The 15,731-nt window shown below is 62.4% G+C and carries 13 protein-coding genes; 4 read left to right on the forward strand and 9 right to left on the reverse strand.

All coding sequences use genetic code 11. The annotated features are described in order from the left end of the window. The 6 genes from D0Y60_RS24425 to D0Y60_RS24450 form a co-directional block, all read right to left on the reverse strand. A partial coding sequence (locus D0Y60_RS24425; protein ID WP_147324560.1) for an ATP-binding cassette domain-containing protein occupies positions 1-241 on the reverse strand: 241 nt, incomplete at its 3' end. Between the two features lie 34 nt (positions 242-275). Beyond that, positions 276-923 (reverse strand): amino acid ABC transporter permease, encoded by a 648-nt coding sequence (locus D0Y60_RS24430; RefSeq protein ID WP_117372574.1) that lies wholly within the window; start codon positions 921-923, stop codon positions 276-278. Continuing rightward, the gene (locus D0Y60_RS24435) at positions 920-1,588 is read right to left on the reverse strand and encodes an amino acid ABC transporter permease (protein ID WP_117372575.1); all 669 of its coding nucleotides are present in this window, start codon (positions 1,586-1,588) and stop codon (positions 920-922) included. The genes D0Y60_RS24430 and D0Y60_RS24435 overlap by 4 nt, the downstream gene beginning before the upstream one ends. A 35-nt stretch (positions 1,589-1,623) precedes the next feature. Then, positions 1,624-2,421 (reverse strand): transporter substrate-binding domain-containing protein, encoded by a 798-nt coding sequence (locus tag D0Y60_RS24440; protein ID WP_117372576.1) that lies wholly within the window; start codon positions 2,419-2,421, stop codon positions 1,624-1,626. 181 nt (positions 2,422-2,602) lie between these two features. Beyond that, on the reverse strand, positions 2,603-3,460 hold the full coding sequence (locus D0Y60_RS24445; protein WP_117372577.1) for a LysR family transcriptional regulator: 858 nt from the start codon (positions 3,458-3,460) through the stop codon (positions 2,603-2,605). Positions 3,461-3,670: 210 nt separating this feature from the next. Then, a complete protein-coding gene (locus D0Y60_RS24450; RefSeq protein WP_117372583.1) occupies positions 3,671-4,657 on the reverse strand; it encodes an alpha/beta fold hydrolase in 987 nt (328 codons plus the stop codon). Positions 4,658-4,717: 60 nt separating this feature from the next. On the opposite strand from D0Y60_RS24450, the gene D0Y60_RS24455 reads away from it, so the two are divergent. Next, the gene (locus D0Y60_RS24455) at positions 4,718-5,302 is read left to right on the forward strand and encodes a TetR/AcrR family transcriptional regulator (protein WP_199564277.1); all 585 of its coding nucleotides are present in this window, start codon (positions 4,718-4,720) and stop codon (positions 5,300-5,302) included. A gap of 99 nt (positions 5,303-5,401) precedes the next feature. Here D0Y60_RS24455 and D0Y60_RS24460 read toward each other — a convergent pair whose 3' ends face one another. Together D0Y60_RS24460 and D0Y60_RS24465 are read right to left on the reverse strand one after the other, a co-directional pair. Further along, entirely contained in the window at positions 5,402-5,764 is a 363-nt protein-coding gene (locus D0Y60_RS24460; protein ID WP_199564278.1) for a cupin domain-containing protein, read from the reverse strand. A 22-nt stretch (positions 5,765-5,786) separates the two neighbouring features. Further along, a complete protein-coding gene (locus D0Y60_RS24465) occupies positions 5,787-7,175 on the reverse strand; it encodes an FAD-dependent oxidoreductase (protein ID WP_117372579.1) in 1,389 nt (462 codons plus the stop codon). Between the two features lie 289 nt (positions 7,176-7,464). Between D0Y60_RS24465 and D0Y60_RS24470 the strand changes: the two genes are divergently transcribed. Beyond that, positions 7,465-9,027, forward strand: coding sequence for a D-aminopeptidase (locus tag D0Y60_RS24470; RefSeq protein WP_117372580.1), 1,563 nt, complete (start codon positions 7,465-7,467; stop codon positions 9,025-9,027). Positions 9,028-9,050: 23 nt separating this feature from the next. Here D0Y60_RS24470 and D0Y60_RS24475 read toward each other — a convergent pair whose 3' ends face one another. Further along, the gene (locus D0Y60_RS24475) at positions 9,051-10,793 is read right to left on the reverse strand and encodes a tetratricopeptide repeat protein (RefSeq protein WP_245409303.1); all 1,743 of its coding nucleotides are present in this window, start codon (positions 10,791-10,793) and stop codon (positions 9,051-9,053) included. Positions 10,794-10,895: 102 nt separating this feature from the next. Between D0Y60_RS24475 and D0Y60_RS24480 the strand changes: the two genes are divergently transcribed. Together D0Y60_RS24480 and D0Y60_RS24485 are read left to right on the forward strand one after the other, a co-directional pair. Then, positions 10,896-11,807, forward strand: a complete 912-nt coding sequence (locus D0Y60_RS24480; RefSeq protein ID WP_117372582.1) for a hypothetical protein — start codon at positions 10,896-10,898, stop codon at positions 11,805-11,807. Positions 11,808-11,983: 176 nt separating this feature from the next. Next, positions 11,984-15,731: FG-GAP-like repeat-containing protein (locus tag D0Y60_RS24485; protein ID WP_199564279.1), on the forward strand; the 3,748-nt coding region annotated here is incomplete at its 3' end.

Raw genomic sequence — 15,731 nt, forward strand, 5'->3', positions numbered from 1 at the left:
CGATACCGTCGACGACGATCGAACCCTTCTGGTGCTCTTCCAGCCGGTTGATGCAGCGGATCATCGTCGACTTGCCGGAGCCCGAGGGTCCGGCGATGACGATGCGCTCGCCCTTCATCACCTTGAGGTTTATATCGCGCAAAACGTGGAAGTCACCGTACCCCTTGTTCATGTTGGTGATTTCGACCGCGACATCCGTCGCCGACACCGTCATCTTTTGCGCCTGGGCTTGGTTGGCCATGTGTGTTTCCTCTCCCTATCTGCCTAAGCCGCACTCAGCGGAAGGCGGCCTTTCCCTCGAGCATCCGCGCATATTGCGTCAGCGGGTAGCACAGGAGGAAAAAGATAATCGCAACAAGGCCATAGACCTTGAATGGCTCGAAGGTGGCATTGTTGATGGCGTTCGCCGTCTTCAAAAGCTCCTCGAAACCGAGGATGGAGGCGAGCGCCGTGCTCTTGATGAGCTGCACGAGAAAGCCGACGACCGGTGCCCGCGTGATCGTGAACGCCTGCGGCAGGATCACGAGGCGCAACTCCTGCAAGCGGTGCAGCCCGAGGCTGGACGCGGCTTCCGATTGCCCGCGCGGCAACGCCTCGACACCGGCACGCCAGATTTCGGCCAGATAGGCGCTGGCATAGAAGGTGAGGCCGCAGACGGCCGCGGTCCAAGGTTCGATACGCAGCCCGAGCATCGGCAGGCCGAAGAACATCAGGAAGAGCTGCATCAGAAGCGGCGTGCCCTGGAAGAGCGCGATATAGCCGGAGCCGAAGCGCCTTGCCCATTTTGCCGGCGAAATCCGCGCAAAAAGAATGGCGATGCCGACGATTGCGCCACCGGCGAAGGCGGCCGCGGACAGGAGAACCGTCCAGCGCGTCGCAAAGAGCAGGTTCCGCAGGATGTCCCAGAGGGTGAACTCGATCATTTTACGGCGGCTCCCAGCGTGCGGCGCCCAAACAGGATCATGCCGCGGCGCACCGCCGCAGACAGGCCGAGATAGATGAAGGTCACAACCAGATAGGTTTCGAAGGAGCGGAACGTCCGGGCCTGGAGAAGATCGGCCTCCTGAGCGAGTTCGCGCACCGATATCTGCGATACGACGGCCGATTCCAGCATCATGATGATGATCTGGCTGGTCAGCGCGGGATAGATGATGGCAAGCGCCTGGGGCAGGACGACCTTGATAAAGGCGAGCCGCGGCCGCATGCCGAGCGCCGTCGCCGCCTCCCGCTGGCCTCTCGGCACGGCGTCGAGACCGGCGCCGACCACTTCGATCGTATAGGCGGCCATGTTGAGCGTCATGGCGAGGATGGCGGCCACCATCGGATCCAGCCGCACACCGATGCTCGGTAGCCCGAAGAAGATGAAGAAGAGCTGCACGAGGAAGGGCGTGTTGCGGATGATCTCGACATAGGCGCCGACCAGCTTGCGCAGCCAGACAGAACGTCCCCGGCGCGCTGCCGCGCCGAGAATGCTGATGATCAGGCCGAAGACGGTGGTGCAGGCGATCAGCAATAGTGTGACCGCCGCACCCGAGGCCAAGGCTCCCATACTGTCCCAGAGCCAGGTGAAATCGAGAGCATATTTCATGATGACCTCTTAGTCCGATGCGTGCGAAAGGTCGCTCAGTCCTTGAGGTTCTCGGGGTTGAGCGGCGTCTTCAGCCATTCCTTCGAGCTCGCATCGAGTGTGCCGTCGCTCACCATCTTGGCGATGGCCTCGTCTACCGCCTTCTTCAGGCCTTCCTCACCCTTGCGCACGGCGATGTGCGACGGCGAGGTGAGAAGCTGGAACTTCTGCTCGGGCTTCAGCTGGTCCTGGCGGGCCAGCACCTGCGCGCCGACATCGTTGCCGACGACCATCAGCTGCGTCTGGCCCGAAATGAAGGCCTGGATCACGGCATTGTAGTTTTCGAAGCGCTGGATGGTGGCCGAGGCAGGCGCCGCAGCGGTGAGCGACGTATCTTCGAGCGTGCCGCGATTGACGGCGATCGTCTTGTCGGCGAGGTCCTCCTTGCGGGCAACCTTGAGCTCGGCCGGGCCGATGACGGCGATGTAGTATGGCGCGTAGGCAGCGGCGAAATCGATCGCTTCGGCGCGTTCCTTGGAGTAACCGACGCTCATCAGGAGATCGACGCGGTCGTCGTTGAGATAGGCGATGCGGTTCTGGCCGGTGATGCCCACCAGGTTGAGCTTCACGCCGAGCGCGTCGGCGATCTTCTGCGCCACGTCGACGTCATAGCCCTTGATGCTCATATCGGCGCTGGCCGAGGAGAAGGGCGGGAAATCGGAGAAGATGCCGACATCGATCGTGCCGGCGCTCTTGATGTCCTCCAATGCGTCCGCCGAAGCGGAGCCCGCAAAAACGCCGACGGCTGCGATCGCGGCGGCAAGCACAGATGTCAGCTTCCGTGTAATGGTCATGGTAGTCCTCCCGTTTCGATGATCGCGCGACACCGCCTCGCTGGGCACATGTGGCGCTGAACGCGCCCTCCCCGGCACCGTTCTGTCGCTGCATCATCGGCAGGGACCACCCCGCTTGGAAGCTCGAAAATTCGGGGGTGTATATAAGGATTCCTGATAGCGGCCGGGCGGCCTGGGCTTTTCAGGCCGGGAGCATCGCGGCGTGCCGGGCGATGAACTCGACGAGGTAGCGGGCGCCTTCCGCGATTTCCGGCTGGCTGTACAGCCCGATCTCGATGCGGACTGGAGCGGGCAGGTCGGACGATTTGTCCAGCGTCCGGCAGCCGTCGGGCTGCGTGTTGGCGATCATTGGTGCAATCCCGATCCCGACGCGCACGGCCGTCGCCACGGCGACGAGCGTGGAGGCTACGCAGGCGGTTTTCCACGCGATGTTGCGTTGGGACAATGCACCGGTCACCGGGATCGTCCAGGGGCAGCCCTCATCGAACATGATGATCGGAAGCGGCTTTGTCGCATCGACGACGAAATCGGACCGCACCGTCCACATCATATACTCCGTCCAGACCAGGGTCGGCTTGCGCGAAAGACAACTGATGTCACACACTGTGAGGTCGAGAAGACCATCGTTGAAAAGCGTAGCAAGTCGCCGGTTCGGTTCGATAATGATATCGATTTCGATATCCGGGTTTTGATCCCGGAAATTGCGCAGAATTTCAATGAGGTAACCGGCCGCGAAATCCTCGACGACGCCAAGCCGGACGCGGTCGCGGATCGTTTTTCCGCTCAGTCTTTTGCCGACCTCATCGGCTAGTGTGACGATCTCGCGGGCATAGGGAAGCATGATCTGGCCCTGTGCCGTCAGCGAAAGCCCCTTCGACGAGCGCAGAAACAGCCGGACGCCGACGAGCTCTTCCAGCTTGCGAAGCTGCATGCTGACGGCGGCCTGTGTCCGGTTGAGCGTTGCAGCCGCACCGCTGACTGTTCCGATTTCGGCGACGGTCAGGAAAGCTCTGAGCAGGTAGGAGTCGAGATCAAGCATGCAAACCCGGCTCCATGGCGAGAGGCGGGATGGCAACGCACCGGCACGCCGCATCCCTGTCGTCATCATAACAGATACAAGGCCGTCAATGGAGACGTAAAACGCTGGTTCCGATCGATTCGGCGAGCGCGGGATCGACCCCGATACGGCGCAGACGGTGTAGATGTCGGCCTGATCCTGACGGAACGGCTGATGGAATTTTTCGGCGGGCTAGTAATAGGGTTTGCCGAGGATCCTTGCCGATGGCGGGGTAGAAGCATCGAACTGGATCGGCACCTCCAGATCCGCCCTCCGGTTCGGCCAGGGGTTGATACCGTCGCGCAGCCAGAGGATCGTGTCCAGCCAGAAACCCGATGCGTGCATGTCGTGGAACAGATTGAAATGGCCAATGGCATCGCGCCCGCAATCGGCCGGCGATACATGAACCAAGGTTCGTTCGGCACCGGCATAATAGCGCAGCGTGCGGCGGGCGGCAGCCAGCGTTCCCAGTTCGTCGTCGGATACCGTCACGGCGAGGATCGGTGCGCTGAACGCCCGCATCCTCGCCAGGACGACCGCACGCGACGCACGCGGATGGCTGCGTTCGAAACGTGGTCCGCGAAAACTCCATTCGTTGGCCACGCCCGCCGGCAGGTCTTCCAGCCAGCCCAGTCGCCGGCCGGGAAAATAGCCGCAGAGCGCCGTCAGAACAGGCATGGCGAGATGCCATTTCCAGAACAGCTTCGGGCGCTGTGAACGCGCATAGTCGCCCCACCAGGCGAATTGCGCGCCGACCGTCAGCATTCGCGTAACCTGCGTGCCGCTGTCCGCCAGTCCCGGCAAAAATCCGCCGATGCTGTGGCCAACCACCAGAAGCGGGCCGTTGCCCCGCGCCTCCAGAAAGCGGACCGCAGCATCGAAATCGAGCGCGCCCCAGTCACGCCAGCGATAGCCGCAGCCGCGCAAGGTTTTGGGCCGCGACAGGCCGATCCCCCTATAGTCATAGGTCAGGGCTTCGAAACCATGCGCGGCGAGAAAGCGCGCATAGCGATGATAGAAACGCGCCGGCACGCCCGTCGCCGGATTGACGACGACCCTCCCCGCCTTGTCCGGCGACGCGCTTTCCCAAAGATGCCCGTGCAGCGAAAGGCCATCACGACACGCTATCGCAACGGGCTTCGAGAGAATCTCGCGTGGTCTGCCGGCTTCTTCGATCATGCCGGGACGATAGGGCCGGTCCCGCATTGTGTATATTCACTGGTCGGTATACATTGCGCCATGAGCAAAGCCGAACTTCCAACCCGCGACCGCATCATCTTGGCCGCCGGAAAACTGTTTCACGCGGAGGGCATCCGCGCCGTCAGCATGGATGCCGTCGCCGAACGAGCAGGCGTGACCAAGCGCACCCTCTACTATCACTTCCGCAGCAAAGACGACCTGATCGCCGCGCACCTGGAAGCGCGCGACCAGCCGAACCTCGCGCTCTTCCAGCAATGGTTCGACACGAGCGAAGGCACGGTCGCCGACAGGATAAAGGGGCTTTTCGCGAAACTCGCCCAGGCCGCCCGCCATCCGAAATGGAAGGGCTGCGGCTTTCTGCGCACATCGGTCGAGCTTATCAACCTGCCCGGCCATCCCGCCATTCTGGCCGGCAGGCTGCACAAGAAGCGGGTGGAGGACTGGCTCTGTTCGATCCTCGATCCGGCAGGCCAATCCGAGCCCGCCCGCCGGACGGCCCGGCAGCTCATCCTCCTGCTCGACGGCGCCTTTTCGGTCGTGCTGCTTCACCGCGATGCAAGTTACATGGACAGTGCAGGCGAAGCAGCGGCAAGTCTGGTCCGGGCACTGGACAATACACGATAGAGTGATCTCGTCCTTCCGGTCAGTCGCCTGCCTTCTCCCTAGCATCCGGCCCCCAGGTTCGAACCGTGCGGATCAGCAGTGACCAGCAGATGACGGCCGTCACGGCTTGCCGAGAATGAAGAAGACCTTTCGGACCGGCGTCAGGTTTTCCCAGGTTCCCTCGAAACCCGCCGAGACCACGAAGGTTTCACCGGCTGCGAAGACGCGGGAACGACCCGCCTTGTCGGTGAGCCGCACGGTGCCCTCGAGGATGTGGCAAAGCTCGTCGTAATCGCACTGGCAGCGTTCCAGATGAGGCTCCGCCTCCCAGATGCCGGCAAGTGCCGCACGATCCGCCGCTTCGAAATGGCGCCAGCTCTGCGCGCGATAGGGCGCATCCACGATAGCGGGATCGGATGTTTCCGTTATGCGCGGCGCGATTTTCGCCGCGTCGAAAGCAATCACATGGGCTGGTTCGGTCACGTCTGGTCCTTTCTGGTTTGCGTCAGGATGCGAACCCAACGCCGAGGCGGTCAAATGTCCGCAGCATGCGCGAGCGCTGGCCGGTCTCATCTTCGCGGGCGAGGTCGCGCTGGGTCCACTGCACCGCCAAATCGCACAACGGCTCCGGCGGAAACGGCACCGGGCGACGGCGCAGCATGCGCAAGGCTGTCCGCTCCGTATGTTTGCCCTCGATAAGGTCGAGCATCGTCAGCGCCGCGAAGCGCGATGCCGACACCCCCTGCCCGGTAAAGCCGAGCGCATAGGCAACCTGACCAGCAAAGGCAGTTCCGGCAAAGAAGGTCATGCGTGCCGACACATCGATGATACCGCCCCAGCGGTAATCGAACCGCACATCGGCAAGCGCCGGGAAGGCCGCCTCGAAATTGGCCTGAAGCGTCGCGAATGTCTGCTCTCGGTCGAGAAGCTCCGGATCGCGGCGTCCGCCGCGATGATAGATCGCATCGAAACCGCCCCAGAGGATGCGGTTGTCCGCCGTCTTGCGGGAATAGTGAAACTGGTTGCCGCTATCAGCAATGCCGTAGTTGCCGACCCAGCCTATAGAATGCAGCTGCACATCGGACAGGGACTCGGTTACCAGCGCATAGTCGAACACCGGAAGGATCGTGGGACGCAGGCGGCGCAGCAGCGGCAGGTCGGCATTGGTGGCCAGCGCCACTTTCGGCGCCGTCAGGATCGCCGCAGGTGTGCCCAGGCGGATCTGGCCGTCCCGGCGCGCAATCGACGTCACCCGCGTGTTTTCATGGATTGCAACGCCCGCCGCAAGGCAGACCGCGCGAAGGCCGGCCACGAGCTTGCCGGGATGGACGAGCGCATAATTCGGCTCGAACAGGCCGGCAACGTAATGCGGGCTATCAAGCCGTTCGGCCAGCGCTTGCCCCGTCAGGAAGTGCGTCTCGACGCCAAAGGAACCGTAGAGATCTTTCATGGCCCGAAGGCCATCGGCCTGCCATGGCTTGGCGGCGACGTTCAGCTTGCCGGACCGCTGGAACTCGGCATCGATGCCGTAGCTGCCGAGATCGGCCTCAAGGTCGTCAAGGTTCTGCCGGCCGAGGCGAACAAGGCTCTCCGCCTCCTTCGGCCAGCGGCCTACGGCATTGGCGACGCCGTGCGAAATGCTGGGCGCGCAGAAGCCGCCGTTGCGGCCGCTGGCGGCCTCGCCGCAGCGCCCCGCCTCGACCAGCACGATCCGCGCGTCGGGCCAGCGCTCCCTCGCCTTCAAGGCGCTCCAGAGTCCGACGAACCCACCGCCGACGATGGCTATGTCGGCCGTGGTATCCTGCGCCAGCGCCGGGCATGCCGGTGGGACGGGCAATCCCTGCCGCCAGACCGGGAAACGGGACGCTTCATCGAAACGGGGAGAGTGAGACATCGCGCATATCCTTGAACACAGGCCGCCGCATCCAACCGGCATTCCATGCCGATCGCATCCGTGGCCATAGCGCACAAACCCCACCTTCATGCCTCCGGTCAAGCCTCTCCCATCACGACGAAGAAACAGCGGCCCGCCGTTGCATCCAGCGTCTTGAGGAGGGCGCCATCCGCCCCAACTATTCTCCGGTCAAAGGTTGCACCGCTCTTGCCAAGCAAGTCTTGTTGGCATTTCTTGCGCCGCACAGGGCGCATCTCGCGTTCCGTGCGACGGCTTGACAGGTGATGCAATGACCGACCTCGATACCACCGCGCTCGAAAGGGCGCTGAACCGCCTCCCGCTTGGTTTTCGCGGCCCCGGAGGCGTGGCCGGCGTCGTCAAGGACGGCAAGGTGGTAGCGCGGCGCGCCTGGGGTTTTGCCGACATGTACCGCCGCCTGCCGATGACGGCGCAAACACGCCTGCCGATCTGCTCGATCTCGAAACAGTTCACCTGTGCCCTGCTTCTCGACCAGTTCGGCGATCCTGCTACGCTGGACGACAAGGTCCGCGATTTCCTGCCTGATTACCGCGACCCGCTGCCGACCGTTTCGCAGCTCTGCCACAACCAGTCGGGCCTGCGCGATTACTGGGCGCTGACCGTGCTACACGGCGCCTATCCGGAAACTGAATTCCGCCGCGAGGACGCGCTGCCGCTTATCGCCAGCGCAAAGACCGGCCATTTCCCGGCCGGCGCGCACTATTCCTATAGCAACGGCAATTTCCGCATTCTCAGCGAACTGATCGAGCGCGGCACCGGCCGCGATTTTGCCGATCTTCTTGCCGAACGTCTGTTTGCACCGGCCGGTATGGCGACGGCCATCCTCTCGCCGAACACGCGCGTGCCGGCCGATGACGTTATCGGCTACGAGGGCAATGACGACGTCGGCTTTCTGCCGGCCGACAACGGCGTCTATTGGTTCGGCGATGCCGGCATTGCCGCATCGCTGGACGACATGCTCGCTTGGGAATGCCATATCGACGCGACACGCGACGACCCGGACAGTCTCTACAACCGCCTCTCCGCCCCCGCCTTCTATGCCGATGGCACGCCGGCAACCTATGCTTACGGTCTGCGTCGAGACATCTATAACGGCCTTGAATTCACCGGCCACGGCGGTGGCCTGCGCGGTTTCGGCTCCTACCGCATGCATGTCGCCGGGGAACGCCTGTCGGTAGTCGTCATGTTCAACCACGGCACCAGCGCCTTCAACGCCACGACAATGCTCGTCGATGCCGCGCTTGGCCTCGACGCCGAGGCACAGGGTCAGCTACCCAGGGATTGGGATGGCTTGTGGCTGGATGAGGCCCAGGGACTGGTGGTGCGCACGGCAGCGGACACAACGGGCGTAAAACTTCACTACGGCCCCTCTTCCGCGCATGCCACGCTTTCATCCGGCGGCATCGCGCGCGGACAGGGCTTTAGCCTCCGCAAGGAGGAGGATGGGTTGCTCATGCAGCGGGAGAGTGAAAACCTGACCGTCCGTGCCCGACGGCTTCAACCCGTCGAGTGGGCCGATCCAACAGTCCTTGCCGGCCGCTACTGGTCTGCGGAACTGGAGGCCCATCTGGAGATCGAGGCGCGCGACGGCGCGGCCTTCGCCGTCTTCGAGGGGCTTTACGGGAAGGGTCCGATGGAGCGCATGTATGCGCTGGCGGACGATGTCTGGATCATTACCAGCCGCCGTGCGCTGGATGCGGCAGCGCCCGGCGATTGGACGGTGCTTGTGGAGCGGGGCGCGACCGGCACCCTCACAGGACTTCGCGTCGGCTGCTGGCTCGCCCGCGGAATCAGCTACCACCGCGCGTCCTAGGGCCACGCATCAAGGCTTGTGATCTATCGCGGCGTTCCTGGGGGCAAGCCGATCGCGATGAGGGTGCGGAGCACGGCATTGTTGGCAGCGAGGAACGTGTCGCTGGCATTGCGGGTGGGCAACGCAACGTTGCGGGCGTTGGAGCCGGGGCGCATCTCCATGGTTTTCGCCAGCGCTTCCCTCGCCTCCCGCGGGCGGCCCAGGCGCTGATAGGCTGTGGCCAGCAATAGATAGGTTCGGCCGGAACCGGGGGTGATTGCAATCGAGCGGCTCAGGAACGCGACCGCCTGCTCGTCGCGACCGAGAAGCAGGTTTGCCCAGCCCGCGCCAAGCAGCCAGGTCCAGCGCGAAACCTCCGGCGTATCGTAGCGCTCGGCCTGCAGAAAACCGGCAAGCGCGTCGTCGAAGCGGCCGAGCTGGAGCTGGGTCAGACTGAGATTGTAGAGTGCGGCACCGTCCCAGGGGTTGACGGTCAGTGTCCTGTCGCAGGTGACGAGGCTTTCGGTGAATTGGTTGGTGACGGTCAGGAAGCGGCAGTAGGCGTCAAGCGCAGGCAGGGAGCGTGGCCGCGACGCGAGCGCGCTTTTCAGCAGCGTATCCGCATCGTGTTCCGCGGCAGCTCTTTGCACTGGATCGTACCAGCTCATCTGCACCCCGCGCAGATGCAACCCAGCAAGAGCGATCTGCAATTCGACATTGTCGGGATCCCCTGCAAGATACTTTTCGAGAATGGCGCGTGCTGTGCCGAAGCGCTCGCGCGTCGTCTGGTTGATCGAGGCGGCCGCTTGTCGAATGGCAACATCAGACGGGGCGGCCACCCGCCTATCGGGCTCCTGAAGATCGCTCAGCCGGGCACCCAAAGGGTAACCGATGCCGGCGACCAGACGGTCAACAAGGCGTTGCCGGTCGGTTTCCTCCGCACCTGCCTGAACCTCGGCTACGGCCTTGATTTCCTGATTTTGCGCGTCGATCAGCCGGGCCTGGAAGGTCCAGGTGCCCGGGTCGCGCTTCAACTCGCTCCAAACGTGCAGCCCCGTCTGGCCTTGCCGCGCCAGCGCCGCATCTTCCTCCGGCACGATCAGATCGATACCTTCTATCCGCGAGAAACCCTTGACCAGTGCCGATGTGAGGTCGCGCGCGAGCGCGACATCTTCAGGGCCTCCCCCCACAGTCGCAACCCGCTGCAGCACGACCACAAGGCGCGACGGCGCGAAGAGCCGGTCGCCCCGAAGCGCGAGGCTGGCAACGGCAATGGCGACAAGAAGGAGAGCCGCAGCCACAACAAGGAATCGCCCCTTGCGTGATTTGCGATGGCGCCGCGTTTCTTCCTGCCGCGGTTCGGTCGCAACGCCAACCGCTTGTTCATTGGCGACATCGAGCGCAAAAAGATAACCGCGCCCCGAGACCACGCGAACCATTTCCCGCCGGGTATCGCCGAGTGCCAGACGGATTTCGCGGATACACTGAAAGAGGCTGTCTTCACCGACATGGATGCCGGGCCAGATCGCCTCCATCAACGCTTCTTTGGTAAGGATGCGATGGCTGTTTTCCGCCAGAAGCTTGAACAGTTCGAGGGACTTGGGACGCAGATGCGTCACAGACCCATCGGCGTGCCGCAACTCGGCCCGCTCTGTATCAAGAACGAAGTCCGCAAAAAAGTACACGGATCCCCCGAACCCTGCCCTCGAACGCAGCGCACCATAATGAGCCAGCACCCGGGGCGTCAACACAATGCTGAAACGCCAGGTGCAGCACGGCGACCCCATCAGAAAAATATCAGAAAACTTTAGAGCCGTGCCACGTGGTCTTCAAGACACACGCCGCCCACGCCGACTATCCATTATCATGGATGCGTCCGGGGACAATGCATGCTGAATGAGCTGGCCATAGCGAAAAACGAAAGCAAAGAATGGGTCGACACGCCGGCCTTGCATATGCCTGCAGGAAACGTCGACCGCTTGATGGCGGCCGCGACCTTCCCGAGCGCGGTCGAGTTTCTCGCGCAGAATTTCGTTGCCGGCTATGAAAGCGCACCGCGCGCCTCGGCGCTCTTTGCCACGCAGCAGCGCTGGCTGTTGTCCTTGGCAGCGCTCTCCCGGCACTATGGTGGCGACGGAGCCGGCATGTCCCGACGATCCATCGCACAGTCGGCGCTCAAATACCTGATCGCCAGCCGCAACACAGCCTACGCCTTCTTCGACGAAATCCTCAAATACGGCATCGTTACTCCTATGACCGGGAGAGAGCTTTCGAAAGAGATAGTCGTCGTCCCTTCATCGGACGCGCTGGCGATTCTCGTTCAATGGTGCGATATGCATCTCGCCGCCCTCGACCGCATCGATGCGGGCACGCGAAGCGAACGGTTTCGCGCCGCCCCCGAGCGGCTGCTCCCCCTTTTGATGCCACCGCTCAGCGAGGGGCTTCTGGCAAACCCGCATGTCCGCATGCCGGGGCCACTGTATCGTATCTTCGCCTGGACCGACGCCGGCGGTCTGTTAATGGACCGGCTCGTCGCCGGCATCGACCGGCAGGCCTCATGGTCCGGCGGCTACCTGACCGATGTCGTCACGATCGCGCAGATTGCCCGCGCATTCAGCCTTTCGCGCGCGCATACCAGCCGCAAATTCGCAGAGGCGGAAGCGATCGGCGGCATCGGCTGGAGCGGACGGCGTGGCTACTCGCCCCTGTGGATCTCGCACGGCTTCTTTTCGGAATACGCGATGATGCAGGCACGCAAGCTCCTCATTTTTCAGGCCGCCTTCGCGGCAGCGGAAGCATAGCAGTCAAAAATGGACGGCGAAAATAAGGGCCGGGCGCGTTAAAAAACGCCTGAATTCCTGAACGCACGCTGCTTGAGACAAACGGGCGACGCCCGGCCTCGCATCAGCTGTGCAAAGGGGCCAACCTATTGTTTACACCGATCAGGCCTGGCCGTTTGGCCAGTCCGGGGGCTGTCATGAGCACGATCTTTACCAGACAGGATTTCAGCGTCGACGCCTATGCCGACGACCTTGCCATCGCCGACGTGAATCGCGACGGCAATCTCGATCTCGTCGTGACCGCCTCGAGCTCCACGAACGAGTTCCTCGTGCTTCTCGGCGACGGCACCGGAAGTTTCACGACATCGACGACTCTTGATCTGACGAACACCGGCTCCAGCAGCGGATTGGCGACATTGGCCGACCTGGACGGTGACGGCGATCTCGACGTCATCTATGCGAGTTATTACAACTCTATCGTAAGGGTGCTCACCAACGATGGCGCGGGTGGGTATCAGGCGGGAAGCCCGCTTTACGTCTATCCGGGTCAGGTATCGATGACCACGGCCGACGTGAACGGCGACGGCCACATGGATGCGGTCTCCGTCGCCAACAACAGCTCGATCGTGGTCTTCCTCGGGAACGGCCAGGGCGGCTTTCAGTCGATTACCACCCATACATCCCTTGCTGCCTACAATTCGAACTTTCTCGCGCTTGCCGACATGAACGGAGACGGCAAAGTTGACGTCGTGGCATCCAGCAGCGCCAACAATGCCGTGTTCGTCATGCTGGGGGATGGCGCAGGCGGCTTCACCCCGGAATCCGGCTATGATCTCGGTTGGCTGAATTCGCCGAATCTCGTCACCATCGCAGACGTCAATGGCGACGGCAAGCTTGATGCGCTGACCGGCAACTACAACACCGTCTCGGTCCTACTGGGTGATGGAACCGGCCATTTCACGTCGTCAACGACCGTCAGCGTCGAGAGAGATCCGAAATCCATTGCCGTGGCGGATATCAACGGCGACGGCAAACTGGATCTGATAACCGCCAATTCCTTTTCCAGCAGCGTTTCGGTCCGGTGGGGAGACGGCAACGGCGGTTTCTCGGGCGGCATGGATATTGGCGTCGGCTACCAACCCGAAACCCTCAAAGTGGCCGATGTCAACAAAGACGGAAAGATGGACATCGTCGTCACCAATTTTTACGGCCGCTCCGTGACCGTCCTGCTGGGTGGCGAGAAAACCTTCGCGACGCAAATATCCGCCAGTACCGACCAGACCGGTACGCTGAAGATCGGCGACACGATCACATTCACACTCTCGACCGAGTTGCCCGTCACGGCGAGGGGTGTACCGGACCTGCTGCTGAACAATGGCGGCCATGCAGTCTATGCCGGCCTTGATGACGATGGTCGTCCGACTTTTGTCTACACAGTTGCAGAGGGCGACGACGATACGAGCGACCTGTCCGTCGCCAGCGTGGACACGACCCATGGGACGGTGGACGGGCGTGCGGCCGAGCTGAACTTTGCGACGCCGACATATTTTTACATGGGTTCGGCTGCGAGCTCGATCAGGACAGCCGATTTGAACGGAGACGGCAAACTCGACATCCTGTCGGCAAGTTTCTCCGGCAGTTCCGTGTCGATACGCTTCGGCGACGGCGCGGGCGGCTTTTCCGGTTCGACAAATATCACGATGGGGAGCAGCCTGCGATCTTTGATCGTCGCCGACGTGAACGGCGACGGCAAGCTCGATATCCTCGCGGCCGATTTTAACAGCAGCGCCGTGTCGGTACGCCTGAATGACGGGAACGGCGGCTTCCTGGCTGCTACCAGCGTCGGGGTCGGTTACGGTCCGTTCTCCGTCACCGTCGCCGACGTGAACGGCGATGGCAAGCTCGACATTCTGACCCCGAACTACGACTATACGCTCTCGGTGCGATTGGGTGACGGCACGGGCAATTTCTCCGGTTCGACCGCGATCGCCATCGGCACCGCGGTGAATATTTGCGTCGCCGACGTGAACGGCGACGGCAAGCTCGACATCCTGGCTCCGAATATGGAAGCCGACACCATTTCGGTGCGGCTGGGTGACGGCGCCGGCGGTTTTTCCGGCTCGACCGAGATCGCCGTAGGGTCTGATCCGTTTTCGGTCACCACTGCGGACATGAACGGCGATGGCAAGCTCGATATCGTGTCGGTGAATCAGACCAGTGCGACCGTCTCGGTGCGTCTGGGCAACGGTGCCGGGGGCTTCTCCGGCTCGACGGAAATCGCTGTCGGCACCAACCCAATTTCCGCCGCCATCGGCGATGTGAATGGCGACGGAAAACTTGACATCGTGACCGCCAATTACGACGGCAAATCCGTCTCCGTCCTATTGGGCGATGGTACAGGCGGTATCCTCAGTTCGAGAGAAATCACGGGCAATTCCGCAGTCAGCTCTGTCAGCCTCGCCGACGTGAACAGTGACGGCAAGCTCGATATTCTTGCAACGCGATCAGACGGCCACGTCGCGGTCTTCCTGAACACCTCTCAAAAGGGCTCTCCCTTCGACGGTTCGACGATTTCCACAGTCGATGGAGCTAAAACCGGGCGGACCGTGGACGCGACCCGGCCGGACGCGCCAACGGTCGTGCTGACCCACGATACCGGCATATCCTCGACGGACGGCGTGACCAATGACGGTTCCTTGACGATCACCGGTTTGGAAGGCGGGGCAACACTGAGCTACGTCGTCAATGATGGCGAAGCCTCGGCCACGTACGATCCGAGCACCTTCGACGACGGCCACTATACCGTGAAGGTCTTCCAGACGGATACGGCCGGCAATGTTTCACTGGCCGGCACCGTTTCCTTCACCTACGACCTCACGATCGGCCCGCCGGAGCCGTACCTCGCCAACGACACCGGCAGTGCCTCGAACGATTTCGTGACCAATGACGCCACGCTCTCGATCGCGGGCGTCGAGGACGGCGCGACCCTGAGCTACATCATCGATGGCGGCCCGGCGACGGCGACCTACGATCCGACCGCGCTCAGTGACGGTGAGCATACGATCAAGATGAAGCAGACGGACGCCGCCGGCAACGTCTCCTTCTTTTACGGCACCATCACCTTCACACTCGACCGAAGCAAACCGAATGCCGTGGGGCTGGCATTGGCATCGGACACCGGCAAATCCGCCACCGACAAGATCACCAGCAACGGCGCCCTGACGATCTCGGGCAAGGAAACCGGTGCGACCCTGAGCTACATCGTCGATGGCGGCACGGCATCGACCACCTATGATCCGAGCGCCCTTGCCAACGGCACGCATACGGTGAAGGTCTTTCAGACCGATGTCGCCGGCAACGTCTCCTCGGCCGGCAGTCTCACCTTCACACTCGATAGGTCCATCGCAACGCCGGTGCTCACCCTAACCTCGGACACCGGCAAATCCGCCACCGACAAGATCACCAGCAACGGCGCCCTGACGATCTCGGGCAGGGAGAGTGGCGCGACGGTGAGCTACATCGTCGATGGCGGCACGGCATCAAGCACCTATAACCCGGGCGCCCTTGCCAATGGCACGCATACGGTGCAGTTCATCCAGACTGATGCTGCCGGCAATGTTTCCACAAACAGCATCACCTTCACACTAGACAAGTCCGTCGCAACGCCGACGCTCGCGCTGACCGCAGACACTGGAAAATCAGCAATCGACAAGATTACCAGCAACGGCGCCCTGACGATCTCTGGCAAGGAAACCGGCGCGACACTCAGCTACATCATCGACGGCGGAACGGCATCAAGCACCTATAACCCCGGTGCTCTTGCCAATGGCACGCATACGGTGAAGGTCATCCAGACCGATGTCGCCGGCAATGTATCCTCGGCCGGCAGCCTTACCTTCACGCTGGACAAAGTCGCGCCGACGGTGGCCGGCGTCACCACATCGG

This window comes from Shinella sp. WSJ-2, from assembly GCF_003432075.1.
Lineage (GTDB): Bacteria > Pseudomonadota > Alphaproteobacteria > Rhizobiales > Rhizobiaceae > Shinella.

Coding starts and splice junctions, on each gene's coding strand:
- D0Y60_RS24430 (WP_117372574.1), bottom strand. CDS start 923: ATGATCGAGTTCACCCTCTGGGACATCCTGCGGAACCTGCTCTTTGCG.
- D0Y60_RS24435 (WP_117372575.1), bottom strand. CDS start 1,588: ATGAAATATGCTCTCGATTTCACCTGGCTCTGGGACAGTATGGGAGCC.
- D0Y60_RS24440 (WP_117372576.1), bottom strand. CDS start 2,421: ATGACCATTACACGGAAGCTGACATCTGTGCTTGCCGCCGCGATCGCA.
- D0Y60_RS24445 (WP_117372577.1), bottom strand. CDS start 3,460: ATGCTTGATCTCGACTCCTACCTGCTCAGAGCTTTCCTGACCGTCGCC.
- D0Y60_RS24450 (WP_117372583.1), bottom strand. CDS start 4,657: ATGATCGAAGAAGCCGGCAGACCACGCGAGATTCTCTCGAAGCCCGTT.
- D0Y60_RS24455 (WP_199564277.1), top strand. CDS start 4,718: ATGAGCAAAGCCGAACTTCCAACCCGCGACCGCATCATCTTGGCCGCC.
- D0Y60_RS24465 (WP_117372579.1), bottom strand. CDS start 7,175: ATGTCTCACTCTCCCCGTTTCGATGAAGCGTCCCGTTTCCCGGTCTGG.
- D0Y60_RS24470 (WP_117372580.1), top strand. CDS start 7,465: ATGACCGACCTCGATACCACCGCGCTCGAAAGGGCGCTGAACCGCCTC.
- D0Y60_RS24475 (WP_245409303.1), bottom strand. CDS start 10,793: ATGGGGTCGCCGTGCTGCACCTGGCGTTTCAGCATTGTGTTGACGCCC.
- D0Y60_RS24480 (WP_117372582.1), top strand. CDS start 10,896: ATGCTGAATGAGCTGGCCATAGCGAAAAACGAAAGCAAAGAATGGGTC.